The 25,125-nt window shown below is 40.6% G+C and carries 19 protein-coding genes and 2 pseudogenes; 14 read left to right on the forward strand and 7 right to left on the reverse strand.

What is annotated here, in order from left to right; translation table 11 throughout:
- Position 1 precedes the first annotated feature (1 nt).
- The 4 genes from leuC to BMY13_RS04140 all read left to right on the forward strand — a co-directional run bounded on the left by leuC (position 2) and on the right by BMY13_RS04140 (position 4,689).
- The gene (gene leuC / locus BMY13_RS04125; protein ID WP_092502763.1) at positions 2-1,408 is read left to right on the forward strand and encodes a 3-isopropylmalate dehydratase large subunit; all 1,407 of its coding nucleotides are present in this window, start codon (positions 2-4) and stop codon (positions 1,406-1,408) included.
- Between the two features lie 13 nt (positions 1,409-1,421).
- A complete protein-coding gene (gene leuD, locus BMY13_RS04130; protein ID WP_092491754.1) occupies positions 1,422-1,997 on the forward strand; it encodes a 3-isopropylmalate dehydratase small subunit in 576 nt (191 codons plus the stop codon).
- 426 nt (positions 1,998-2,423) lie between these two features.
- Positions 2,424-3,431: a threonine ammonia-lyase gene (gene ilvA, locus BMY13_RS04135; RefSeq protein ID WP_092502765.1), complete on the forward strand. Its 1,008-nt coding sequence runs from the start codon at positions 2,424-2,426 to the stop codon at positions 3,429-3,431.
- Between the two features lie 79 nt (positions 3,432-3,510).
- Entirely contained in the window at positions 3,511-4,689 is a 1,179-nt protein-coding gene (locus BMY13_RS04140) for a pyridoxal phosphate-dependent aminotransferase (RefSeq protein ID WP_092502767.1), read from the forward strand.
- Between the two features lie 104 nt (positions 4,690-4,793).
- On the opposite strand, the gene BMY13_RS04145 is transcribed toward BMY13_RS04140, so the two are convergent.
- Positions 4,794-5,849, reverse strand: a complete 1,056-nt coding sequence (locus BMY13_RS04145) for a dipeptidase (RefSeq protein ID WP_092491757.1) — start codon at positions 5,847-5,849, stop codon at positions 4,794-4,796.
- 799 nt (positions 5,850-6,648) lie between these two features.
- Between BMY13_RS04145 and dapG the strand changes: the two genes are divergently transcribed.
- Genes dapG through thrB form a run of 4 tightly spaced genes read left to right on the forward strand, consistent with a single transcriptional unit; the run spans position 6,649 to position 11,124 of the window.
- Positions 6,649-7,851 carry an aspartate kinase gene (gene dapG, locus BMY13_RS04150; RefSeq protein ID WP_092502769.1) on the forward strand — a complete coding sequence of 401 codons (1,203 nt, stop codon included), beginning with the start codon at positions 6,649-6,651 and terminating at the stop codon, positions 7,849-7,851.
- Between the two features lie 15 nt (positions 7,852-7,866).
- On the forward strand, positions 7,867-9,177 hold the full coding sequence (locus BMY13_RS04155) for a homoserine dehydrogenase (RefSeq protein ID WP_092502771.1): 1,311 nt from the start codon (positions 7,867-7,869) through the stop codon (positions 9,175-9,177).
- Positions 9,174-10,247 (forward strand): threonine synthase, encoded by a 1,074-nt coding sequence (gene thrC, locus BMY13_RS04160; RefSeq protein WP_092502773.1) that lies wholly within the window; start codon positions 9,174-9,176, stop codon positions 10,245-10,247. Before BMY13_RS04155 ends, thrC begins: the two co-directional genes overlap by 4 nt.
- Complete coding sequence (gene thrB, locus BMY13_RS04165; protein WP_092502775.1) at positions 10,234-11,124, forward strand: homoserine kinase; 891 nt, start codon at positions 10,234-10,236, stop codon at positions 11,122-11,124. The genes thrC and thrB overlap by 14 nt, the downstream gene beginning before the upstream one ends.
- A 51-nt stretch (positions 11,125-11,175) precedes the next feature.
- Here thrB and BMY13_RS04170 read toward each other — a convergent pair whose 3' ends face one another.
- The 4 genes from BMY13_RS04170 to BMY13_RS04185 form a co-directional block, all read right to left on the reverse strand.
- Positions 11,176-11,622 (reverse strand): flavodoxin domain-containing protein, encoded by a 447-nt coding sequence (locus tag BMY13_RS04170; RefSeq protein ID WP_092491762.1) that lies wholly within the window; start codon positions 11,620-11,622, stop codon positions 11,176-11,178.
- Between the two features lie 222 nt (positions 11,623-11,844).
- Positions 11,845-12,105 carry a hypothetical protein gene (locus tag BMY13_RS04175; protein WP_092502777.1) on the reverse strand — a complete coding sequence of 87 codons (261 nt, stop codon included), beginning with the start codon at positions 12,103-12,105 and terminating at the stop codon, positions 11,845-11,847.
- A gap of 133 nt (positions 12,106-12,238) precedes the next feature.
- A complete protein-coding gene (locus BMY13_RS04180) occupies positions 12,239-13,063 on the reverse strand; it encodes a phosphosulfolactate synthase (protein ID WP_092502779.1) in 825 nt (274 codons plus the stop codon).
- Positions 13,060-14,454, reverse strand: coding sequence for an MmgE/PrpD family protein (locus tag BMY13_RS04185; RefSeq protein WP_245736006.1), 1,395 nt, complete (start codon positions 14,452-14,454; stop codon positions 13,060-13,062). The genes BMY13_RS04180 and BMY13_RS04185 overlap by 4 nt, the downstream gene beginning before the upstream one ends.
- Positions 14,455-14,891: 437 nt before the next feature.
- Between BMY13_RS04185 and BMY13_RS04190 the strand changes: the two are divergent.
- A pseudogene (locus tag BMY13_RS04190) lies at positions 14,892-15,421 on the forward strand (transposase).
- Between the two features lie 88 nt (positions 15,422-15,509).
- Here BMY13_RS04190 and BMY13_RS04195 read toward each other — a convergent pair.
- Positions 15,510-16,343 (reverse strand): YitT family protein, encoded by an 834-nt coding sequence (locus BMY13_RS04195; protein ID WP_092491766.1) that lies wholly within the window; start codon positions 16,341-16,343, stop codon positions 15,510-15,512.
- 692 nt (positions 16,344-17,035) lie between these two features.
- On the opposite strand from BMY13_RS04195, the pseudogene BMY13_RS04200 reads away from it, so the two are divergent.
- The 3 genes and pseudogenes from BMY13_RS04200 (at position 17,036) to BMY13_RS04210 (ending at position 21,470) form a co-directional block, all read left to right on the forward strand.
- Positions 17,036-18,380: pseudogene (locus BMY13_RS04200) on the forward strand (aminotransferase family protein).
- A gap of 84 nt (positions 18,381-18,464) precedes the next feature.
- Positions 18,465-19,871 carry an APC family permease gene (locus BMY13_RS04205; RefSeq protein WP_092502781.1) on the forward strand — a complete coding sequence of 469 codons (1,407 nt, stop codon included), beginning with the start codon at positions 18,465-18,467 and terminating at the stop codon, positions 19,869-19,871.
- A gap of 411 nt (positions 19,872-20,282) precedes the next feature.
- On the forward strand, positions 20,283-21,470 hold the full coding sequence (locus tag BMY13_RS04210; RefSeq protein WP_092491769.1) for a M24 family metallopeptidase: 1,188 nt from the start codon (positions 20,283-20,285) through the stop codon (positions 21,468-21,470).
- Positions 21,471-21,681: 211 nt separating this feature from the next.
- Here the strand turns inward: BMY13_RS04210 and BMY13_RS04215 are convergent, their stop codons facing one another.
- Positions 21,682-22,665, reverse strand: coding sequence for a 2-hydroxyacid dehydrogenase (locus BMY13_RS04215; protein ID WP_092502783.1), 984 nt, complete (start codon positions 22,663-22,665; stop codon positions 21,682-21,684).
- Positions 22,666-23,062: 397 nt separating this feature from the next.
- On the opposite strand from BMY13_RS04215, the gene BMY13_RS04220 reads away from it, so the two are divergent.
- Together BMY13_RS04220 and gabT are read left to right on the forward strand one after the other, a co-directional pair.
- Positions 23,063-23,716: a GntR family transcriptional regulator gene (locus tag BMY13_RS04220; protein ID WP_092502785.1), complete on the forward strand. Its 654-nt coding sequence runs from the start codon at positions 23,063-23,065 to the stop codon at positions 23,714-23,716.
- 33 nt (positions 23,717-23,749) lie between these two features.
- Positions 23,750-25,102, forward strand: a complete 1,353-nt coding sequence (gabT, locus tag BMY13_RS04225; RefSeq protein ID WP_092502787.1) for a 4-aminobutyrate--2-oxoglutarate transaminase — start codon at positions 23,750-23,752, stop codon at positions 25,100-25,102.
- The last annotated feature ends 23 nt before the right edge of the window (positions 25,103-25,125 follow it).

Genomic DNA, 25,125 nt, shown 5'->3' on the forward strand with positions numbered 1-25,125 from the left:
AATGGGGAAGCCCGAAACGATTGTAGAAAAAATTTGGAATAAGCATGTTGTCCATGATGAAGAAGGTAAACCAAGTCTTATGTATATTGATCTGCACCTTGTTCATGAAGTTACGTCACCACAGGCATTTGAAGGATTACGGCTGACTGATCGCAAAGTCCGTCGGCCGGACCTGACTTATGCAACTATGGACCATAATGTTCCAACGAAAAACCGTGATGTAATAAAGGATGAAATTTCGGTAAAACAGATGGAAACGTTGAAAAAGAACTGCATGGACTTTGGTATTACTCTTGCAGATATGTATCATCCTGATCAGGGGATTGTTCATGTGATTGGTCCGGAACTTGGGTTGACACAGCCGGGAAAAACGATTGTTTGCGGAGATAGTCATACTTCTACACATGGCGCTTTTGGTTCATTGGCCTTTGGAATTGGAACAAGTGAAGTTGAGCATGTTTTGGCGACGCAAACATTGTGGCAGGAGAAACCAAAGACGCTAAATGTCCATGTGGATGGAGATCTTGGTCCAGGTGTGACAGCGAAGGATTTAATACTAGCTATTATCGGGAAATATGGCGTTAGGTTTGGCACAGGATACGTAATCGAGTATACCGGAGATGCGATTCGGAACTTGTCTATGGAAGGCCGGATGACTGTTTGCAATATGTCGATTGAAGCTGGTGCAAGAGCTGGCTTGATCAGTCCGGATGAAAAAACTGTTGAATTCTTGCGCGGCCGGGCACATGTGCCTGAAGGTGAGGAATTTGATCAGCTTACTGGTGAATGGCTGAAGCTCGCTACTGATGAAGGTGCAGTTTATGATGAGACCGTAACAATTAAGGCAGCTGAAGTTGAACCGCAAGTAACCTGGGGAACAAATCCTGGTATGTGTGTACCTGTAAATGGTTCCACTCCGTCAGTAAATGATGCAGAGTATAAAGAGGACTTGGAACGAGCACTGGAATATATGGGATTAAAAGAAAATCAGCCAATTACCTCAATTGAAATTGACCATGTGTTCATCGGTTCCTGTACCAATTCACGATTGGGTGATTTGAAAAAAGCTGCATCAGTTATTCAAGGTAGAAAAGTGAATCCAAAAGTTAGAGCGATTGTTGTTCCAGGATCATTTAAAGTGAAATGGCAAGCGGAAGAAGAGGGACTTGATCTTATTTTCAAAGAAGCTGGGTTTGAATGGCGAGAGGCTGGCTGCAGTATGTGTCTAGCTATGAATGATGACATTGTTCCTCCTGGTGGAAGGTGTGCCTCAACGTCGAACCGCAACTTTGAGGGGCGGCAAGGAAATGGTGCCAGAACTCATCTGGTTAGCCCGGAAATGGCGACTGTTGCTGCGATTGAAGGTCATTTTGTGGATGTACGTCAATATGCAGGGGCACTGCAATAGGAGGTGAGTGGATATGGAAGCAATTCAAAAGCATACTGGAAAAGTATTTCCATTAAATCGTACAAATGTTGATACAGATCAAATTATCCCAAAACAGTTTTTGAAACGTGTCGAACGAACCGGATTCGGACAATTTCTCTTTTATCACTGGCGGTTTGATGATAATGGCAAGCAACGGTATGACTTCATTTTGAATCAAAATGCATATGCGGATGCCTCTATCTTATTGGGCGGTGAAAATTTTGGGTGCGGATCATCACGTGAACATGCACCGTGGGCGTTGCTGGATTATGGGTTTCGGGTAATTATCGCCCCTAGTTTTGCCGATATTTTTTATAATAACGCCTTGAAGAATGGGATTATTCCAGTGCAGATGGATGAAAAACAAGTAAGTGAATGGATGAAACAAGCGGAAGAATCAGCACTTTATTTGCAAGTGGATTTGGAAAATCAGCAGATTGTTGATGATAAACGAACAGTTCCATTTTCGATTGATAACTACCATAAAGAAAAGCTGTTAAATGGCTGGGACGATATCGCTCTTACGTTGCATCATGAGGCTAAAATCACTGCGTTTGAGGGCAGATAGTGAATAACTGCTATTTTAGTTAGGCTGGTTTTATATAAACTGTGATGTAGAAAGATAATTTAAGTGCTGTGACACCGCTACGGAAATACATTCCGCTTTCCGCGGGCAACGCTTCAGCTTCCTCGGAAGCAAAAACCGCTTCCTGCGGGATCTTCAGCTGTTGCTATTCCCGCAGGAGTCTCCATGTATTTCCTCCGCTGGTTTTTGCACACTTTATCCTTAAAATTAATTAACGCATATTGTGATCAATATAAACAAGATTAAAAAGTAACAAAACTTCAGGTTGTTGGAAACGTAAATGCACGTTAGCAGGGGGAACTCTGTGAGACTCTTGTGGGGAAGATATTTCGAAAGCGAAGACATGGTGCTTGTAGGGATGTCTAGTATATTTCTATTAGGCATTAAACAGCAAAAAACAGTTTTATAATAAAAAGGAGTGTAAACCTTGGGAATTTCTTAACTGGCGAAACGGTTTACAATGCATGGAAGCGGCTCGAGCCTTTTGTCCATCGCACACCGTTACTAACCTCGTCTACCACCAATCAAATGGTCGGGAAAAACGTGTATTTTAAAATGGAAAATCAGCAGAAAACAGGTGCGTTCAAATTTAGAGGAGCAACCTTTAAACTAATGCAGCTTCCAAAGGAACAGTTACAAAATGGCGTGGTTACTGCATCAGCAGGGAATCATGCACAAGGTGTAGCTTATGCAGGAGCTAAATTGGGAGTGAAGACGACGATATTTATGGCAGAAGGAACGCCGCTTGCAAAAATCAATGCCACTAAGGCATATGGAGCAGAGGTTGTTCTTATTGGTGAATCATTCCAAGAGGCATTTGAGGCTTCATTAGAAAGAAAAGCAGAAACTGGAGCAGCGTATATACATCCATTTGATGATTATGACGTTATGGCAGGGCAAGGGACTATTGCGATGGAAATGTTGCGTCAGGAAGACAGGATTGACACGATTTTGGTACCAATTGGTGGTGGCGGATTAATTAGCGGCATCGCGACAGCTGCAAAACATATCAATCGCAATATCAGAGTGATCGGTGTCCAGGCAAATGGAGCTGCTGCCATGCATAAAAGTTTTCATCATAACGTGAATGAAAAACTTACATCTGTTAAAACAATAGCAGAGGGTATTGCAGTGAAACAGCCAGGGAAAAATACATTACCGGTTATCCGAAAGTATGTCGATGATATTGTAACAGTGTGCGATGAGGAAATTGCCTCAGCAATTGTTTATATGCTTGAACGTAATAAAACGTTAATGGAAGGGGCAGGTGCTGCGTCACTTGCAGCACTGTTTAAATATCATGACAGAATTCGCTCCAGAAATTGTGGAGTGATTGTTAGTGGCGGTAACTTGGATATTGGGATGCTTCCGATGATTCAAAAATTAGCGGGAGAACAAAGGATATTTGCATCGTAAATTTATTGTGGGCTCCCTTTACAATCCCGGGAAACATCGTTACGATAAAACTTAATCTGGGATTGGGGGAGTGGTTCGTGTGAGAAAATTTGAGCAATCAGATATGCTGAAGCGGTTGCCTGAACAGTTTTTTGCGAAGCTGGTTAAGAAGACGCAATCTATGAAAGAAAAGGGTCATGATGTTATAGTTCTTGGACAGGGAAACCCGGACCTGCCGACACCTGAGCATATAGTGAAGGCACTGCAGGAGGCTGCAGAAATACCGAGAAATCATAAGTATACACCGTTTCAAGGGTTCCAGTATTTAAAAGACTCTGTAGCAGACTTTTACCAAAGGGAGTACGGTGTAACGATAGATTCGAAAACAGAAGTAGCTATTTTGTTTGGGGCAAAAACAGGGCTTGTGGAATTGAGTCAGTGTTTGTTGAACCCCGGTGATTTGGCATTGCTGCCTGACCCGGGATATCCGGATTACATGTCAGGCACGGCAATGGCTGATGCTGAAACAGCGTTTATGCCACTGCTTAGGAAGAACGGGTTTTTGCCTGATTACAGTGAGATAAGTGAGGAAGAACTTGAACGGGCGAAGCTGATGTTTTTAAACTACCCGAACAATCCGACTGCAGCAACCGCAAGTAAAGAATTTTTTGATGAAACGATTGAACTAGCGAATAAGCATGATTTTTGTGTTGTGCATGATTTTGCCTATGCGACAATTGGATTTGAAGAGGAAAAGCCAGTTAGTTTTCTGCAATCAGCGGGTGCAAAAGATGTCGGGGTCGAGATCTATACGTTATCAAAAGCCTATAGTATGGCTGGATGGCGAGTTGCTTTTGCTGTAGGAAATCCTTCTGTTATTGAGAGCATTAACCTTGTGCAGGATCACATGTATGTCAGTTTGTTTGGAGCAGTACAGGAAGCTGCTGCAGAAGCGTTGACTGGTGATCAGACCGCAGCGCAATACTTGGTTGATACATATGCAAATCGTCGGGAGCGATTCATTGCTGCATTGGATAGAATCGGCTGGGAAGCGGACGCGCCAAAGGGTACGTTCTTTGCCTGGCTACCTGTCCCGACTGGTTATACTTCAGAAGAATTTGCTGATTTATTGTTAGAAAAAGCACATGTAGTTGTTGCTCCTGGAAATGGTTTTGGGTCAAATGGGGAAGGCTATGTTCGTGTTGGTCTGCTTGATTCCGAAGCACGACTGGAGGAAGCGGTAGAGCGTATTGGTAGATTAGGGATATTTAATAAGTGAGATAGAAAGCAGCCGTTATTACATGACGGCTGCTTTGTATTGGTAGATATTTATGTTGTTCGACAAAGTTTGACAAAAATCGGGAAGTGACAGGCACTACACACCTATTTCCACGTTTCACTCAGTACCCTGATCCAGTTTCCGTGGGTGATTTTTCGTAATTCATCATCGTTAAATCCGTGTGCTTGTAGTCGTGCAACAAGTTTGGGTAAACCAGTAACGTCTTTGAGTTCGTCTGGTACGGTTGTACCATCAAAATCAGACCCGAGAGCGACATGGTCTATACCGAACTTGTCAGCTATATAGCTGACATGGCGAACAATTAAATCCAGCGAAATATCAGTATCAGTTCCACCGTCTTCACGAAGCATGTTCACCGCATAATTGATACCAACTACACCATTTGATTGTGCAACAGCTTCTAACTGCTTGTCTGTCAGATTACGTGATATTGGACAAAGTGCATGTACATTAGAATGTGTTGCTACGATAGGTGCATCTGTAATTTGCGCAACATCCCAGAATCCCTTTTCATTCAAGTGTGTCGTGTCGACCATGATGCCTAGTTTATTACATTCACGAACAAGCAGCTTGCCGGTCTCAGTAAGTCCAGACCCAATATCAGGGGATGATGGGTAACGGAAGGGAACACCTTCACCATAGACGTTTGGTCTGCTCCATACGATTCCAAGTGAACGCAGTCCAGCTTTATATAAAACGTGCAGTGTATCAAAATTTGTATCAATGGCTGCAGCGCCTTCTATATGAAGCACAGCAGCCATGACGTCGTTTTTAAGACAATGTGCCAGTTCAGTTGCATTGCGAACTACCTTAAATTTTCCATCTGATTCGTTCTCGAGTCGAAACAAGCCAGCAGCAAACGTATTTGTGTTGGCCAATGCTTTTTTATGTTTAATTGGTGGTGGAAGTGGTATATCGTATCCATCTGATGTTACATGGTCTTCAGGATTAACTTCATAGCCGTCATTAGGTGTCCATACTGCAAAAAAACCACCACCGAAATTGCCTTTTTTGGCTCGAGGAAAATCAATATGTCCTATGTCGCTCTCTTTGAAAAATGATCGTTCTTTCGCTTCTTCAGGTAAATGAAGACTCAAAAGTGTATCGTTATGCCCATCGAAAATTGGGAAGTTGCTCATTATGTGGGAACCTCCTAGTGTGATATTTTTCTAAATTAGTATACCATTATCCTTACATTAAAATATACCAAACCCGCAACAATGTGACTGAATTAATATGTGGTGCCTGTCACTTCCTGGGTTTCTTTGCTGCAGCACATTAGCAGTGTAATAATATTGTAATATTGTGTAGCTTTCCTTATGCCACAGACATTGCAACCGCATACAATTACAATTTATTAGAAAAGATATTAAAAAATTAGAAAAAGCTGTTGACCAACTGCGTAAAACGTTATATGATTATCGGCAATATCAAATATTCAATAAATGAAATACACATCTTATAAAAGAATAAAATTAACTCATTGACGAGAACGAAGGAACATGTGATTTGTATTAACAGAGATCTGGGGTTGCTGGAAGCCTGGAAATACAAAGTGTTCTGAAACCATCTCCGAGTGCTAAGTTGAACGGGTTATCTTATTAGACTTGGCCAGGTGCAATCAAATGCACCTGTTATCAAAACGGGCTGTTCGACAGCTTCACAAGGTAGTAGTCGCGAGATTGCTATAAACCTGGGTGGAACCGTGAAAAGTAGACTCTTTTCTCCCCATTAATTCTGAACTTATGCAGGATTATGGGAAGAGAAGGGTCTTTTTTATTTAGCAGTTAAGAAAGTATAAATTCTTTCTTACTGCATAAGCGCAACTAAGGCTTATCTATATTAAGGCTTGGCGAATGCCAAGTTTTCTAATATCCTAGCAGGCTCCATTGAAATTATGGAGAGGACAGAACCGGAAAAAATTTAGGGAGGGTCGAGATGACAGTTTTAGTTCAGAAATTTGGAGGTACCTCATTACAATCAGAAGAGAGCATTTCTAAAGTTATTTCGCATATTAAATATGCAGTTGAAAGGCAGTATAAGTTGGTTGTGGTTGTGTCAGCATTGGGGCGCCAGCCTGACACTTATGCAACAGATACATTGCTAAATCTTGTTGACGGGTCGGTACCTTTTCACAATGAACGTGAAATGGATTTGTTGATGTCGTGCGGAGAAACAATTGCAAGTATTGTTTTATCAAATGAACTGCAAAAAAATCATATTAATTCTACTGCACTCACTGGCGGTCAGGCTGGAATCATGACAACAGCAGAATTTACACAAGCGGAGATTAAGAATGTGGATACAACCCGCCTGGAAAAAGAGCTAAATAACTTCGATGTAGTAGTTGTTGCGGGTTTTCAGGGGCAAACAACTGATGGAGAGATTACGACGATTGGCAGAGGTGGAAGTGACACGACTGCAGCAGCATTAGGAGTGGCCCTAAATGCGGAAAAAATTGAAATCTTTACGGATGTCAACGGGATTATGACTGCAGATCCGAGAATAGTCAAGTCGGCAAGGCAGTTAAAACGTGCGACCTACTCGGATAGCTGTAACTTGGCAAATCAAGGCGCGAAAGTGATTCATCCAAGTGCTGTTGAGATTGCCAGAGAGGCGAATGTACCACTACATGTACGTTCTACTTATGAGACAAAAAATGGAACGCTGATCACAGATTTTGGTCCTGAACAATCAATTACTGGTATTGCTCATAAGTCGGCGTTAACCCATTTTAAGATTGAAAAGAAAGAGCATCGCGATCAAATTTTTAAGAAGTTATCAGATACAGGGATTCAAGTTGACTTTTCAGCTATATCCTCAACTGGATTACTTTTCACAATTCCAAAGGCTAATACACAAACAGCAATAGGTCTCATTAAGGACCTGGATTGCAAACCGCCACAGGTAATCGAAAATTGTGCAAAGGTGTCTGTAGTTGGGAATGATCTTTTAAGCGGTCCAATTGCTTCTAAAATTGCAGATGAACTGAATGAAAAAGATATTCAAATTTTGCAATCAGCTGACAGTCATACAACTATAGGTGTATTAATACACGAGATGGATCTAGTCAAGGCAGTGAATTTGCTGCATGATACGCTTCAATTAAGTCAACCGTTAGAATCAGGTGTAACAAATTAAAAATGAGGTGAGATTATGGAAAAAAATATATCTGTAGGACTTTTAGGTTTAGGAACAGTTGGGTCTGGTGTGGTGCAAATTGTTGAAGGACATCAGGAAGAACTTGTCCATCAGCTGGGGTGCGGGGTCACTATCAAAAGTATTTTGGTTTGTGACGTAGAGAAGGATCGTAATGTACAAGTAAATCCTGCAACTCTCACGACAAACCCAGAAGCAGTGTTGGCTGATCCTGAAATTGACATCATTATTGAAGTCATGGGTGGTATTGATGAAGCGCGTGAACATATTTTAAGAGCATTTAAAGCCAAAAAGCACGTAGTAACTGCAAATAAAGATTTAATGGCATTACACGGTCCAGAGCTGCAATATGCGGCAAAACAAAACGGATGTGACTTGTTCTATGAAGCCAGTGTAGCAGGGGGGATCCCTATTATAGGCGGTATAGTTGATGGACTCGCATCAGACCGAATCGAAAAAGTGATGGGAATTGTAAATGGGACTACAAATTATATTCTAACGAAAATGGATGATGAAGGAGTAGCCTATGAAGATGCATTAAAAGAAGCTCAGGAGCTAGGCTTTGCTGAGGCTGATCCTACAGGGGATGTAGGTGGATTGGATGCCGCCAGAAAAATGGCGATCCTTGCCAGACTTGCTTTTTCAACATCCGTAGATCTAGCGGATGTAGAGGTTGATGGGATAGAGGGTCTGGCCTTAGAGGACCTCCTGTTTGGGAGGCAGCTTGGCCTTAAAATGAAGCTGATCGGCTTTGCAGATTTTCAGGATAAGCAGATTGAAGTAAGTGTACAGCCAACATTTTTGCCTGAGAACCATCCACTGGCAGCAGTGAAAAATGAGTACAATGCGGTTTATGTTAACGGAAAAGCTGTTGGCGAGACAATGTTTTACGGGCCTGGGGCAGGAAGCTTACCGACTGCTACAGCTGTAATGTCTGATGTTACTGCAGTCATTAAAAATATGCTGCTGGGTGTAACTGGACAACAGGTTGTTACACCTCGTTATGACAAGGTGCTAAAATCACCTGAACAGCGCTTTGGACAGTATTATTTTAGAATACATGTGCAGGATCGGAGCGGAACATTTACGGAAATCTCATCCTTGTTTAATGAATTAGATATAAGTTTTGAACGGATTTTGCAGGATCCAATCAAAAATGATAAGGAAAATGGACTTGCTGAGGTTATCGTAGTTACACATCAAACAACTTTGGAAAAAATCAATCAAGCGCTGGAAAAATTAGCGAAGGTCGATGTTGTCGAGGAAGTGAAAAGCTATTTCCGCATTGAAGGAGGCTATGACCAATGAGCTGGCAAGGAATAATTGATCATTACCAAAGCTATTTACCTGTAACCAAAAAAACACCTGCCTTGTCACTTCATGAAGGCAATACACCCTTAATACATTTTCCACACCTATCAGAGTTATTGGGTGTGGAACTGTATGGCAAAGTGGAAGGAGCAAATCCTACTGGCTCATTTAAAGACCGCGGAATGGTGATGGCTGTTGCAAAGGCAGTTGAAGAAGGAAGTAAATCCGTTATTTGTGCTTCAACCGGTAATACATCAGCCTCAGCAGCAGCATATGCTGCAAGAGCAGGTCTGCGCGCAATTATCGTCATTCCTAAGGGAAAAGTAGCACTTGGAAAACTTGCACAGGCCAAAATGTATGGTGCTGAGATTGTTGAAATCGACGGCAACTTTGATGATGCGTTAAAAATGGTGCGTAAACTAAGTGAAAATGCACCGGTTACACTTGTGAATTCGGTGAACCCCTATCGTCTTGAAGGACAAAAGACAGCTGCATTTGAGGTTTGTGAACAGCTTGGCGAGGCACCTGATATCCTTGCAATTCCTGTCGGCAACGCCGGGAATATTAGTGCCTATTGGAAAGGATTTAAAGAATATAACAGAGAAAAGCAAACAGCTCTTCCGAGAATGTTTGGATTTGAAGCTGAGGGAGCCGCAGCTATTGTGAAAAATAAAATCATCCCTAATCCAGAGACAGTTGCAACAGCAATTCGTATTGGTAATCCAGCAAGCTGGGACATGGCGATAGCTGCAAGAGATGAATCTAATGGAAAAATTGGTATGGTAACAGACGATGAAATAAAAAAAGCATTTCAACTCCTGGCAAAAAAGGAAGGGATTTTTGCAGAGCCTGGATCCTGTGCATCGATTGCGGGAGTTATTCAGCAGTGTAAGGAAGGGGCTATTAAACAAGGAAGCAAAATTGCAGCTGTGCTAACTGGTAACGGTCTGAAGGATCCACAAACAGCGATTGAACAGGTAACAGTCGATCCTGTGTCACTTCCAAATGATGAAGAAAAAGTTACGGCTTATATCACAGATATGGTGACAGAACTTGAAACAGTTTAAGGTCTCTATTCCAGCAAGTTCAGCAAATATAGGACCAGGATTCGATTCAGCAGGTCTTGCATTAAACCGTTTTTTGACATTGGACGTAACAGAACAGGAGGAATGGGAGTTTAAGCACAAATCCCATTTTCTGCCTTCTTTCACAGACTATGCGGATCACTTCATCTATAAAATTGCCAAGCACACAGCAGATCGCCATCAAAAAACATTACCAGGTTGTAAAGTGACTGTAGCTAGTGAAATTCCGTTAGCACGGGGGCTCGGCAGCAGTGCATCTGCGGTACTGGCTGGGATTGAATTAGCCAATCAGTTATGTGATCTGTCTTTAACAGGTGAACAAAAGCTGCAATATGGGACCGATATCGAAGGACATCCGGACAATATCGCAGCTTCCCTATTTGGAGGGGTCGTCGTTACTGCTACAACGCAGAATAATCAAGTTGAATATGTCCGGATGCCTTCACTTGATTTAGATGTTGTTGTCTGCATACCTGATAGTGAACTGAAGACTGAAACCGCGCGAAGTGTACTTCCAGCTAACTTTTCCAGAAAAAATGCCACTAGTGCAAGTGCAATTACCAACGTAATGATTGCCGCTCTACTGTCTGGCGATTATCATGTTGCCGGTAAGATGATGGAGAATGATCTGTTTCATGAGCCTTATCGGGCAGAACTCATTCCGAACTACGAAAATATAAGGCGAAAAGCAAAAGCCAAGGGTGCTTATGGAACAGTGATAAGCGGAGCGGGGCCAACTATGATTTCCTTTGTTCCTAAAGGAAAGGGAGCTTATATTCGGGAACAGATAGAAGAAGGAATAACTGGTTACACGATTGCCGGATTACAAATTGATCAAACAGGCTTAGAGGTTAACTGAGTTTGAAAGATATACTTAAAGCCCTTAGATAATAACTAAGGGCTTATGTAATTACTTCTTAATTTCTTTTAAAAATTCATCGGCAAAACGTTGGCAATGCTTGATATCATCAGGATCGGGTTCAAGCTCAATTTTTAATTTTTCCTCAAAGACCGTTGCATTTTGTTTCTCTGCTTTTATAGCCATTGTATCAAGTGCGGGACCATATATATCGTAATAGGAATCACATGAGCCAAATACACCCACGAGTTTTCCCGTTAAATCAACTTCATCCATATCATCATGAAATCCTTCTACTTCAAATGGGATATCGTCATCCCATGAATAAGAGCCAATCAATATTCCATCAAAATTCTTCAATTCCTTTGCATCAATTGGATCGAAGTCAAACGTTTTGACGACAACATCATGATCATCTTTAATATGTTCGACGATACTTTCTGCCATTATTTCTGTGCTGCCAGTCAAGCTTGCATATATAACTAAAATCCTAGCCATTAGAGGTCATCTCCTTTTTATCTGTTTCTAACTGTATTATACGTCCTAATGAGAATTACTTTCAATTAATTCATTCCAGTGATTTATAATAGTCGGTTACAAAGCTATGTTTGATTTCTCCGTTTTTTACCTCAAAAACCTCCTGGCTGATCATTACTTTGTCCTCAAATGAAACAATAAAGTCCACTTTCCCATCTTCATACAGATAAATCATACTCGCTGTCATAGGTAAATAGGCTGGTTCATTCCCTCTGATTTTTTTATAATTAAACCGGTCGATGAACTGGATAACTCCTGGATCTTGTCTTCTTCAGTTGTACTATTATAGCTGCTATCAGATGGCGGAGATAACGTAATTTTAGTAATAGATTTGGGGTTCACCTTTAATGTTTCCGAAAGGTGTAGCGTGCTGCCTTCAAATTGCATGGCAAAAGTAGTTAATAGGGTCATTACAATTATGATGATAAATGCAGTTATCTTCATACTGTCCACTTCCCGCTATATTTTTATTACTTAAGTTAATTATAAGGCAGTTTATGATTTTATTAATTGTCGCAGGTCAAGTTTTGTAATAAATATAGCCGGGTTAGTGTGCCCGGCTATATTTTTTAAATTATTATTCACCCAGCGTAACTACGCGACCCCATAAGTCCTTTGTTCCCCAGGTGCCACGGCGTAATGTTTCAAGCTGAACAATCTGGCTGTGGTCAACGAAGACGTTAATTTCCGGGCCGTAGTTTTTGATATACCATTCAAATACATCCGGATCGGCTGCCTCGAACATAACTTTCTCAGTACCAAGTTCACGTGCGAACTGAGTTGCAACCTCGGTACGCCATGTGTGAACACTTTCCGTAATACCTTCTGATTCAATCATTAGCATATAAGCTCCGGCGTCTAAGCATCTCTTGCCGACTTCGATAGCCTGTGCTGGATCAGTAATGCCTTCAGCTTCATTTTGTTCAACAGTATTTGTACCACCTGCACCGAATTGTACGCCGATTTCTGGTTTGGCGAGTAAGCCGGCGTTTTGTACCTTTTCAACCAGACGGACAATATCATCGGTTGGCATGGTAATGAAGCCTGTGGAAATTTCGATAATGTCAAAGCCGACACGTTTACACTCGCTTATATAGTGATCAATTGCTTCAGGACCTTGTGTTACAACTGTTTCCATGAACCCACCAGTCGATACTTTTACATCATAATCGTGTGCTAGGTCGATTAATTCACGAAGTTTATCCTCGGGGTATAATGTGAAAGCCCCGCCAGCAAACTTTAATGAATCAACATAATCACCCATTGTTTCTAAAATATCCTGGAGATAATTTTTGCCCATAACGGAATAGTATGGTCCGCGAATTTCGGTTATTCCACGTGTACGTGGTTTTTGCTGACGGCTGTTCATGCGAATTCCTTGAAATGCTTTTTGATTACTCATAATGATTCATCCTCCTTGATTTTAATTTGACCAAGTAATGCAGTTAGTTCACTAATTTTTACGTTTTCAAGATTTCTTATTGTATTGGCGATTTCGGCAGCCAAATTGCTGTCAATCTTTTGAGTCAATCCATTATATTTTCCCATTAGTACTTCCCAGCTGGCGGGTTGTGTTTTGAAGCCTTGATAGTCACGCTTTTCAATGTCAAAAATACGGGCATCATTTGTTTCGATTTCAATCCTGCATGCCATTTCGTCTGGAAAACGATCACTAAATTCATCGCTTGGTTCAACATGCACTTTTTGCAGGAGTTGCTGGATATCGTCTTGATTTATGCGGTCCGGTTCGTATTGTTCGGGCATGACGTTACCATCCAGATATGCAGCAGACAACATATATGGTAAGGAGTGATCAGCTTCTTCTTTATAGCGGATTATTTTTTTACTGCCTTCTTCTCCGCCACCGATAATGTTGTAGGCAACATCAAAGGTGGTAAGTCGAATTTCTTTTATATCATGCGCTTTGATATTTTCACGGTCACGCAGTTCGAGAATTCCTTCAATTGATGACTGTGAATGTATTTCTGCGTTATAGCGTTTTATGATTGTATCGGTCACGCGTTCAAGATCTTCTTTTGCCCAATCTATTTCAAATTGACCAGTGATTGAATCCATTAATCCTTTATTGCCTTCGAAAACCTCGCGGGGACCTGTGATGTCATAGTTTGCAAGCAATGTTGCGTGAACTGCTCCCATAGCAGTGTTTGGATAGGCGAGACCTTTCCAGTTCGAAAGTTCGCCGGTTCTGGTTACGCGCAGTGAATTGTAGCCTGTACCTGCAATCGCAATGGCGTTTGCAATCTGTTTACTGCTAAGCCCCATAGCTCGCGCGGATCCAGCTGCTGCGCCATACTCACCCTGAACGGTATGATCAAATCCGTGATTTCTTACTGGTGCGACATCCGACAGACGGCATTGAACCTGATAGGCAATGGCCAGTGCTGTTAGAAAGTCACGTCCGTCGGCATTAGCATATTCTGCAGCTGCCAGGACTGGTGCTATATTATCTGATGGATGACCGGTCTCATCCTTTGCTAAATAAGAGTCGTTGAAATCCAGATAGCGGATTGTAGCCCCGTTATGGAAAGTTGCATAATCAGGGGTCGTTTTTCCGCCACCGATTAATGTGACGAGTGGTTCTCCACCCAGATCTTCTGTCATTTTGCGAATCGCTTTAACAGGTTCTCCCTCAAGCGACCCTATTGCACAGCCAATCGAGTCAAGCATGCGCCCTTTAAGAGCAGCAATTGCTTCTTCAGAAAGGTCATCCCATTTAATGTCATTTGTCCAATCTGCAAGCTGTTCAACCATTGTACTTTCTTGCATTGACATGTGAGTCACCTCCAAATATTTTGATGGAAATGAATAGCCCTGTGGCCACAAAGGCGGTATCGTGAAGCAAGAGATGTTTTCCCTTCCTTCACTTACTATAGTATGCTTGTTAGTGATAAAAATAAATTATTTAAACTTAAAAAAGTGATATCAAAAACTTATACCTATTGATAAGTTAAAGTTGTTGGGGGAGGGTTTCGTTGGTGCCTGTCACTCCCCGGTTTTTGTCAATATATGTCGAAGTGCAAATTTGGTTGATATTCTATTTTGATAGTGGATGTTAGCTCTATTTTGCCGGGATTTACGAGTGAATTGCATTATTTCATGACTCTGCTGGTCGAAATCTTAATTTTAGGGATAACTCAGCCTATTTTACGCTTTTGCAATTTCGAGCTATATCAATTATCTTAAATAAGGAATGAAAAGTGAGGTGAATTATGGTACGAAAACCACGTCTTTGGGTACCCGAATCCTTTTATCACATCGTTTGTCGTGGTAATCGGCGGGATGCTCTTTTTAAGGATATAGGTGATTTTAAAGTTTTTCTTCACATGCTACATATTGCCTGATGACTAATCATTTTCATCTTCAGTTACGCTCTCAAGTACAGCCTGTCTCCAAAGTTATGTCACTTCTTAACAAGCGTTATGCCGATTATTATAATACGAAGAATAGTATAACGGGCCATGTATTTGAAAAACGTTATTTTGATAAGATTATTTATTCAAACGAGGACATGCTTGAGATTAGCAGGTACATTCATTTAAACCCTCTTAAAGCGGGGATGGTAAAAACTGCTGAATCTTACCGTTGGAGCAGTTATCGATACTATTTGTATACGAAAAAGAGTGGTTTGTTGAATAGCGATGTTATTTTAGATAGCTTTTCCGGGTCTATCACAGAAAAACGGGAAAAGTATAGGATGTACTTAAATGAGGAAATAGAAAAAGGTCAGCATCTGGTATAAGGTGCTGACCTTTTAAATACTTATTGTTCAGGTTCGACACAATTCGCTAAAATTCGGGGAGTGACAGGCACCTCTTCAGGCCAGACCGTTACCTGCCTTTATATCCTTTTCGGAATATTTCCTGGACGCCGTGCACGGTTACATATGCTTCTGGATCGATAGTCATTATTATTTTTCGGAAGGGGACGATTTCATACCTGTTAATGACAAGATACAATACTTCGCGATGTGATTTTGTATAGCCACCTCTTCCTTCAAGTATTGTGATGCCGCGATCCATTTTGTTAGTCACTGCATCAAGTACTTGATCCGGGTGGCTGGATATAATCATTACGGCTGTCCGTTCATTGGCACCTTCCACAACAACATCAATTACTTTTGCGCCGACATAAACAGAAATCAGTGTGTACATGGCTTTTTCCTGACCAATGATAAAGGAGGATACAACAATAACGGCAATGTCGATTACAAGCATTCCCTTTCCAATCGTCCAGCCTAAAAGTTGGTTTCCAAGTCGGGCGAGGATAGCCGATCCACCTGACGTACCACCGGATCGGAAAATAAGTCCAAGTCCGAGTCCAACCGACAAACCAGCGAATAAAGCGGCAAGCAATGTATCACCATTTATTTCGTCACCCCAACCAACTGTGAAGTGTAAAAATAATGAAGAAAAAATAATTGCAATTACTGTATAAACGATTACACGTTTATCAAAAAATCTATAACCGACTGCCACGAGTGATGTGTTAAGGATAAAGTTTACAATCCCCGGGGACCAGTCGAATAAATAAAACGTGACAATCGTAATACCAATTACTCCACCTTCTGACAAACGGTTCGGAATGGCGAAATAATTAACACCGATTGCAAAAATAAATGAACCAATAATAATCATGAGTATATCTTTTACCGTTTTATTCATCTGGTTCTCACCTCCACAGTTATTATACTATCTAAAATTGTCATGATAAAACCTTCAGTGCAAAAATTTTAGCTGACCCCGGCATATTATATGTTTTGACCTTATAACAAAAGGCTGTTTTCTAAAGGTTTGTTGTTTTTGACACAAAAAATATAAAGTGCGACATAGTGAAAATCTTCCTTTGCACCACTCCGGTACCAATGCAACATCTGCTCAAGCTAGCACTTTTGCAGTCTTACTAGCCATGGGCTCACTGTCAAGGTTATGAGAGCACGAACACTGATAAAATTGCGTGAAATGTGTCTTCATCGAGGTTATGAGAACCCAAGCTCTGTTCAAATTGCGTGAAATGGTCACTCATCAGGGTTATGAGACCCGGTTGAGTATTTTTACACACTACGTCGCATTTCATAATAAATTGCGATGGTTACAGCGCAATAAAATTTACGATAAGGGACTATCAAAAAAGGAGTTGACCGCTTACTAAATATTTGATAAATTAATAATAATCAAATAATATTAACTGCTAAATCTAATTGACTCTGCTGGATAAGTGGAGCAAGTACCTAGATCACGACCAGTTATATAGATAGGAGTATATACCTTATTTTCTCCTGTCCATATATCTGGTTTTTTTATTTATATGTGACAGTAAAAAGCGTCGGATACAACTAAAACAAGGAGGGACCAATGTGGAAAATTTAATTGAGTTAGACAAGCGACATTTTATTCATCCAACTTCGTCAATCCAGCAACAACAAAAGGATGGAGCAAAAGTGATTATGGAAAAGGGAGAGGGAATTTACTTAACGGACACAAATGGAAACGTATACATTGATGCGATGTCGTCTCTTTGGAATGTAAATATTGGACATGGAAGAGAAGAACTGGCCGAAGTGGCTGCACAACAATTGAAAAAGTTAGCGTTTAGTTCTGCTTTTTCAACCTTTAGCCATGAGCCTGCGATAAAACTAGCTGAGAAGATTGCATCTATTTCTCCCACAGGTTTGAATGCTGTATTTTTCACATCTGGGGGTTCGGAGTCAAATGATTCTGCTATTAAGCTAGTTCGCCATTACTGGAAAATACAGGGGAAGCCGGGTCGAAGGAAAATTATTGCCCTAAAGCGCGGCTATCATGGAGTGGCTGCAGCATCTACTAGTGTGACAGGGATACCGGAATTTTGGGGGAATGGCCGGACATATGATGACTGATTTTACCCATGCGGAATCACCATACGGGGGCAATACGGAAAAGGCAATAGCTTCTCTTCGTCTAGTGATTGAAGACGAAGGGCCAGAGAATATAGCGGCATTTTTAGTGGAACCTGTTCAAGGTGCTGGTGGTGTGCTGATTCCCCCAGCAGATTATTTTAAAGAGGTTCGCAAATTGTGCGATGAATATGAAATTTTGTCTATTGCTGATGAAATAATAACCGGGTTTGGCCGGACTGGAAAAATGTTTGGAATGGAAAATTGGGGAGCTACACCTGATTTGATGACGTTCGCAAAAGGAGTTACCAGTGGTTATATTCCGCTGGGAGGTGTTGTTGTTTCAGATCATATTCACAACGTGCTAAAGGAAAAGTCAAAAGGTACCTTATTCCATGGATTTACATATAGTGGCCACCCGACTGCTGCAGCTGTTGCATTGAAAAATATCGAGATTATTGAACACGAAAATCTAATTGAAAATTCCCGGAAAATGGGGGAGGTATTGCTGAAGAGTTTCAAAATGGTGAAAGAAAACCTTGATATTGTTGGGGATGTACGAACTATCGGACTTCTTGGTGCTGTTGAGCTTGTTCAGAATCCAGTAACAAATAAACGATTCGCACAAGAACTGAATGTTGCTTCAAGAGTAATTGAAGCTTTACATAAAAGAGGGGTAATATGCCGTCCTGTCACGTTTAATGGTACAGATATTATCTGCTTTGCACCACCAATTGTTATAGATAACGAGCAGATAAATACATTGGTGGAAAAACTCTACGATTCTGTATTGTCAGTTCAAAAACAGCTTGGCGTGACATCTTAACACTGAAATAAATTTCAGTGTAAAAACATATGAATTATACATGGACTTGCTAATTAGTTACCAAAATCGATCGGAGGGAGCAAAATGAACGAAAGGAAATTATTAAGAATTCTAGGTAATAAGGATGTTATTGCACTGGCTTTTGGTGCGATGATTGGATGGGGTTGGGTAGTAACAACAGGTTTATGGATAACCGAGGCTGGATCATTGGGAGCTATTCTTGCATTTACAATTGGTGGATTACTAGTTGTGGTTGTTGGTTTAACTTATGCGGAATTATCTTCAGCACTTCCTCTTGCTGGCGGTGAACATGTATATACCTACAAGGCGATGGGAAGAACAGCATCATTTATAGCAACATGGGCCATAATTCTTGGATATGTTTCAGTGGTGGCTTTTGAGGCAGTTGCTCTTCCAACTGTTTTTGAATATTTAATTCCAGAATACAGTCAAGGTTATTTATACACGATAGCAGGTTGGGATGTCACAGCGACATGGGCAGGTGTTGGTATACTAGGATCCGTTCTCGTTGCGTGGATAAATTATCGTGGAATTAAACTTACGACCGCGATAACGTTTATCCTCACGTTGCTGATTCTGATAGCGGGACTTATGCTGATAACTGGTAGTACTGCCGGAGGAAACGCTCAGAATATGCAGCCATTCTTTGAAAAGGGAATTGCTGGGTTGCTTACTGTTATTATCATGACTCCTTTTATGTTTGTTGGATTTGATGTTATCCCACAAGCTGCTGAAGAAATTAATCTTCCACAAAAGAAAATCGGACAGTTATTAATTGGTTCGGTTATTCTTGCTGTTGTATGGTATGTTGCTGTGATTTTTGGTGTATCACGTGTGTTGAGTCCAACTGAAATAGGTGAATCAAATCTTGTAACGGCTGATGCGATGGCAAAAGCATTTGGTGATAGTCAGATGATGGGCAATCTACTAGTCCTCGGGGGTATTGGGGGGATTTTAACCAGTTGGATTGGTTTCTACGTTGGTGGAAGTCGTGCAATCTATGCGCTTGCAAGAGCAGGGATGCTTCCAAAATCGCTAGGCGAACTGCATCCTAAATATAATACGCCACATCGAGCAATATTGCTGATTGGTGTTTTCTCAACCATTGCACCATTATTAGGTCGTCCAGCCCTTGTATGGTTAGTTGATGCTGGTGGACTCGGTTTGGTTGTTGCATGGTTGATGGTAGCTATATCGTTTATTATCTTACGTAAAAAAGCACCGGGCATGAAGCGTCCATTTAGATTACGTGGGGGCACGACAATTGGATGGATTGCAGTATTCATGTCAGGAGGTATAACAATACTTTATATGCCGGGAATGCCTTCTGCACTTATTTGGCCATATGAATGGGTGATTGTAGGGGCATGGGTAATTCTAGGCATTATACTGTATAAGTTTTCAATTGTAAAGTACGGAAAAGCGTATTCAGATGAGCATATGAAAAAAGAGATTGATAGAGTTGCTTAGGTAGTGAATTATAATTAAAAAACGGAACAACCCATTAAATTTAGGTTGTTCCGTTTTTTAATGGGACAGTTGGGCAGGTCCGGTCGACAAGGTTCGCTAAAAACCGGGATGTGACAGGCACGAAAATGGATAGGAACCAAATGGGCGATAGAAATTTATTGACTTTTGGAATTGTACTGAATTATAATAGTATTTAGATAATGTCGACAATCGACAAAATGTAAATGTTGTTCCATTTTAAATCTTTTATGCATTTAATGTATAAAGACTGTTATCACGCCACATACACTACACAACATAACTTACTTCTTCCAATACTCCGACCCACAACTATCAAACTTATTTCTGTAATAAATATGCGCTTCTGTGTATATAGTTAGTAAAATTGAGCACGAGGGGAAGGGATGATTTGTGTTAACATTTCCTATTTCTGAGTTTAAAGAGAGATTAGTTAGTACAAAGCAGCGGATGGCTGATGCCGGAGTTGATATCCTGTTAGTAACGGACCCTGCTAATATGAATTATCTGACTGGATATGATGCTTGGTCCTTTTACGTTCACCAACTACTTGTCGTAATGATTGATGAGGAACAGCCGATATGGATTGGGCGTGGGCAAGACGCTAGTGCTGCACTGCATACTACATGGCTAGATATAGACCATATAACACCGTATGCAGATCATTATGTTCAATCGACTATTTTGCATCCAATGGACTTTGTGTGTGACTTACTAAAAGAAAAAAACCGAGCGAGGCAAACGATCGCCGTTGAACTTGATGCGTATTATTTTACAGCTAAGTGTTATATGCGATTAACACAAGGGTTGCCAAATGCGACGTTTAAAGATGGTACAAATATGGTCAATTGGGTGCGCATCATAAAATCGGATCGGGAGATTGCCTATATGAAGCAAGCTGCTAGAATTTCTGAAAAGGCAATGCAAGTAGCTTTTGATACGATTAATGAAGGGGTCCGCGAATGTGATGTCGTAGCAGAAATATCTCATGCGCAGATTACCGGCACCGAAGATTTTGGTGGTGATTATCCTTCAATTGTTCCATTATTACCAACAGGAGAAAAGACATCTGCATGTCATTTGACTTGGACAGACGATAGATTTAAGCATGGGGATCCAGTTATTATTGAGTTGGCTGGCTGCTATAAACGATATCACGCACCGCTAGCAAGAACTGCAGTAATTGGTATGCCATCAGAAGAAATGCAATATGTATCAGATGTTGTACTTGAAGGAATCGGTGAGGCATTAAATGCTGTCAAACCAGGTATTACATGTGAAGAGCTTGAGATGGTTTGGCGTAAAGTTATCGAAAAAAGCGGAATTAAAAAAGAGTCGCGGATGGGGTATTCCATGGGGCTCAATTACCCTCCAGATTGGGGTGAGCATACGGCAAGTCTTAGACCTGGGGACCGTACGGTATTAAAACCGAATATGACATTTCATTTAATCCCTGGTATTTGGATGGACAATATGGGTGTCGAAATTAGTGAATCATTTCAGGTGACGGAAACAGGATGCGAAATTTTGGCTAATTTTCCACGTGAATTGATGGTTAAACCGAATATACGGCTTGCTTAATCTAATGTTAAATCGAAAACATCAAAAAGTTCAATAGTCTAGAGTGCAAAATCATTATGATTCTTGCACTCTATTTTTCTGGCAGTTAAGAAATACTATCTTACTGCATAAGTGTAACTATGACTTTTACTCCAAAGAAAAGGGACTCTATGCAAACACAGAACGTTTTCTAAGAATCCCTTAAATGGTAAGCCAGGTTTTCTGACAGTTATTATGATTCCTTCCATACGCTGGCATCAATCAAATTAAGTGGCTTTTTACCTGTTAACCCTGCTTCGAGATTGCTGGAAGCAACTTCTGACATCCTCAGCTCAGTCTCATGTGTGGATGACCCGATATGAGGAGTTGTTACAACGTTTTTCATCTGCAGTAACGGGTTACTCAGCTTAATGGGCTCTCTTTCAAAAACATCTAAACCAGCTGCTGCAATATTCCCATTTTGCAGAGCCTTAATTAAATCCTTTTCCACGACTGTTTTCCCCCGAGACCCGTTTATAAAGATAGCTGATTCTTTCATTAACTGAAATTCCCTTTTCCCGATGAGACCTTCTGTTTCTGGTGTTAGTGGCGTAATGAGACAAACGAAGTCAGAACTCTCCAGTAATCTATCTAGGTCACAATATGTTGCATTAAAATTTTCCTCAACATCCGGTTTTTTTGTGCGACTATGATATAAAATATCCATATCAAAACCATGGTGAGCCCTTTTAGCAATTGCCTGACCAATTCTACCCATACCAATAATCCCTAACGTTTTGTGATGAACATTAACGCCGAAATATTCAGGGCCAATCGCCTCTGTTATCCATTCGCCATTTTTAACAAATTGATCTAATTCCGGAATTCGCCTGGCTGTGGCAACAAGTATACCAAATATTGTATCAGCAACTGTATCAGTTAGGACGTCTGGTGTATTGGTTGCCATAATGTTTCGCTTACTCATTTCGCTGATGTCTAGGTTACTGTACCCAACCGAGACATTGCTGACTATTTTTAGGTGGGGAGCAAGGTCCAGTAATTCACGGTCAACAGGCAATTCCAATCCGATAATGCCTTCCGCCTGACCAAGGAACTCCAAGAATTCAGGGTTACTTTTGATATCAGCATTGTTAAAAAAGCGGACATCGAACTTATTCTGTAAATCTTTCAGAACAGGCTTTTCCACTCGGTTATATGCGATAATTTTTCTTTTCACTTTAATCCCTCATTTCCCATTTATGTCGGCAATGTATCTAACATAAAAATAGCCATTATATGGTGTAAAGTCAATAAAAAATAAAAAATTTAAAATAATATAAATAAAGTTTATGATTCAAGTCATTACCTCTATTTAAACATTGTGTATTATCTCTGCAATGCCTTTTTTTATCAAAAAAAATAAAACGTATTTTGGTTCTTAGCTGTCATAATTATCCACATCTGTAACGAAAGTCCAGGCAGGTTTGCAAATCAGGGGCAAGAATACACTATTACTCCTTTAAACGTATAAAAAATTTGACAATTCAAAAATTATGCATTACTATGAAAATAGTAATTGTCGACAATCGACATAAAACATTTTTATACAAAAGGATAGGAAGGATGTTCTGCATATGGAAGATGATAATTACATCGTGCAAAAGCCATTAAGTCAGCTAATTGCGGATCAACTAAAGAGGAAAATATGGAATGAAGAGATTCAGTTTGGTGAACGTTTACTTGAAACGGATTTAGCGGAAAGCTTTGATGTGAGTCGGAGTACGATCCGCGAAGCACTGAAGATACTTGAAATTGAAGAACTGGTTATAAGTCAAGCGAGGAAAGGTACTTATGTTGCTGATTTTACCGAACAGGATTTGGATGAAATTATTGAGTTACGCACATTGATTGAATCTCAAGCCTTTACACAGGCAATAAAAAGTCTTGAAAAAAAACATATTGAATTTTTGGAGCAGATTATCGAGCAAATGAAGGAAAAGGCTGACGAAAAGGATTGGAATGAATTGTTTGATCTTGATATGCAATTTCATAGTTATGTCGTTAATTTATGTGGTAACTCACGAATTATAAAAATTTACGACTCGCTTCAAGTGCAAATCAGAACGTTTCTTATGCATCTTGATCAATATTATTCCAGTTTTCAAGCTTTCTATGATGAGCATAAAGAATTACTTAAAGCATTAGTATCAAGGGATGTGCATACAGTGAATGAGAGCGTTAAGAATCATATCGCATACGTAGAGGCACATTTACTTGGTGTGAAGTAAAATAAATTTTAAAGGTTGGGGAGGCTTAACATTATGAACAAAAAGTTCGCAAACGTTCAAACTGAACTGCCAGGGCCAAAGGCAAAGAAGCTGCTGGATCGAAGACATGACGTTGTACCTCAAGGGGTTGGCTATGGAGTTCCAACATTTGTTGAAAAAGCAAAAGGTGCGTTGCTGCAGGATGTTGACGGGAACCATTTTATTGATTTAGCTGGAGCTATTGGCTGTATTAATGTTGGCCATAGTCATGACACAGTTGTAAGCGCTTTACACGACCAGGTTGATCGCTACATTCATACTGGATTTAATGTCATGATGTACGATCCGTATATCGATTTTGCTGAAAAATTAGCAACGCTTGCACCAGGCTATTCAAAAAAGAAAGTAATGTTCTTAAATAGTGGAGCAGAGGCTGTAGAAAACGCAGTGAAAATTGCTCGGAAGTATACGAAGCGTCAGGCAGTTGTATCGTTTTCAGGTGGATTTCATGGCCGTACATTAATGACAATGTCACTAACCGGAAAAGTAAGACCATTCAAATATGAATATGGCCCGTTTGCACCAGAAGTTTATCATGCGCCATACCCTTATAACTATCGCCGCCCTGAATCAATGAATGAAGAGGAATACACTGATTATTTGTTAGAACAGGTGGAGAGCTTTTTCATTAGTGAAGTTGACCCAAGCCAAGTTGCAGCGTTTATTATGGAGCCTGTTCAAGGCGAAAGCGGATTTATTATTCCTAGTAAAAAATTCGTTCAGGGAATATATGAAATTTGTAAACAGCACGGCATACTGTTTATTGCAGACGAAATCCAAACAGGTTTTGGGCGTACCGGAAAGTACTTTGGAATGGAACATTATGACGTTGAACCTGACCTGACAGCTATTTCTAAGTCGATGGCTGCAGGGTTGCCAATTAGTGGTGTGATTGGCCGTGAAGAGGTAATGGATAGTGCCAAACCTGGTGAATTAGGAGGTACGTATTGTGGTAGTCCGCTTGGTTGCCGGGCAGGGCTTGCCGTATTGGAAGTAATGGAGAAAGAAAATATAAACGATCGTGCTGATATTATTGGTAAAAAAGTGATGGAAAGATTTAAAAACATGTACGATCGTTTTGATGTTATTGGTGAATATAGAGGTCTTGGAGCTATGTGCGCGCTTGAGCTTGTTAAAGATCGTGATAGTAAAGAACCTGCAAAAGAGCTGACAGGTCAGGTCTTAAAAGAAGCTCACAAGCGCGGAGTTATCGTATTAAAAGCCGGTGTACATGACAATGTTGTTCGCCTGCTTATGCCTTTAGTAATTACTGATGAACAGCTTGAGGAAGCATTGAATATCCTGGAAGAATCGATTGAAGCAGTGCTTGTTGGGGTAAATGGTTAATAGAATTCTAGATTTCCTGATTG

This window comes from Virgibacillus subterraneus (assembly GCF_900110695.1).
Classification (GTDB): Bacteria; Bacillota; Bacilli; order Bacillales; family Amphibacillaceae; genus Lentibacillus; species Lentibacillus subterraneus.

Excerpts from the sequence above, each read along its gene's own strand:
- leuC (WP_092502763.1), top strand. The coding sequence starts at position 2 with ATGGGGAAGCCCGAAACGATTGTAGAAAAAATTTGGAATAAGCATGTT.
- leuD (WP_092491754.1), top strand. The coding sequence starts at position 1,422 with ATGGAAGCAATTCAAAAGCATACTGGAAAAGTATTTCCATTAAATCGT.
- BMY13_RS04145 (WP_092491757.1), bottom strand. The coding sequence starts at position 5,849 with ATGAGCAACTTCCCAATTTTCGATGGGCATAACGATACACTTTTGAGT.
- dapG (WP_092502769.1), top strand. The coding sequence starts at position 6,649 with ATGACAGTTTTAGTTCAGAAATTTGGAGGTACCTCATTACAATCAGAA.
- BMY13_RS04155 (WP_092502771.1), top strand. The coding sequence starts at position 7,867 with ATGGAAAAAAATATATCTGTAGGACTTTTAGGTTTAGGAACAGTTGGG.
- thrC (WP_092502773.1), top strand. The coding sequence starts at position 9,174 with ATGAGCTGGCAAGGAATAATTGATCATTACCAAAGCTATTTACCTGTA.
- BMY13_RS04170 (WP_092491762.1), bottom strand. The coding sequence starts at position 11,622 with ATGGCTAGGATTTTAGTTATATATGCAAGCTTGACTGGCAGCACAGAA.
- BMY13_RS04175 (WP_092502777.1), bottom strand. The coding sequence starts at position 12,105 with ATGAAGATAACTGCATTTATCATCATAATTGTAATGACCCTATTAACT.
- BMY13_RS04180 (WP_092502779.1), bottom strand. The coding sequence starts at position 13,063 with ATGAGTAATCAAAAAGCATTTCAAGGAATTCGCATGAACAGCCGTCAG.
- BMY13_RS04185 (WP_245736006.1), bottom strand. The coding sequence starts at position 14,454 with ATGTCAATGCAAGAAAGTACAATGGTTGAACAGCTTGCAGATTGGACA.
- BMY13_RS04195 (WP_092491766.1), bottom strand. The coding sequence starts at position 16,343 with ATGAATAAAACGGTAAAAGATATACTCATGATTATTATTGGTTCATTT.
- BMY13_RS04205 (WP_092502781.1), top strand. The coding sequence starts at position 18,465 with ATGAACGAAAGGAAATTATTAAGAATTCTAGGTAATAAGGATGTTATT.
- BMY13_RS04220 (WP_092502785.1), top strand. The coding sequence starts at position 23,063 with ATGGAAGATGATAATTACATCGTGCAAAAGCCATTAAGTCAGCTAATT.
- gabT (WP_092502787.1), top strand. The coding sequence starts at position 23,750 with ATGAACAAAAAGTTCGCAAACGTTCAAACTGAACTGCCAGGGCCAAAG.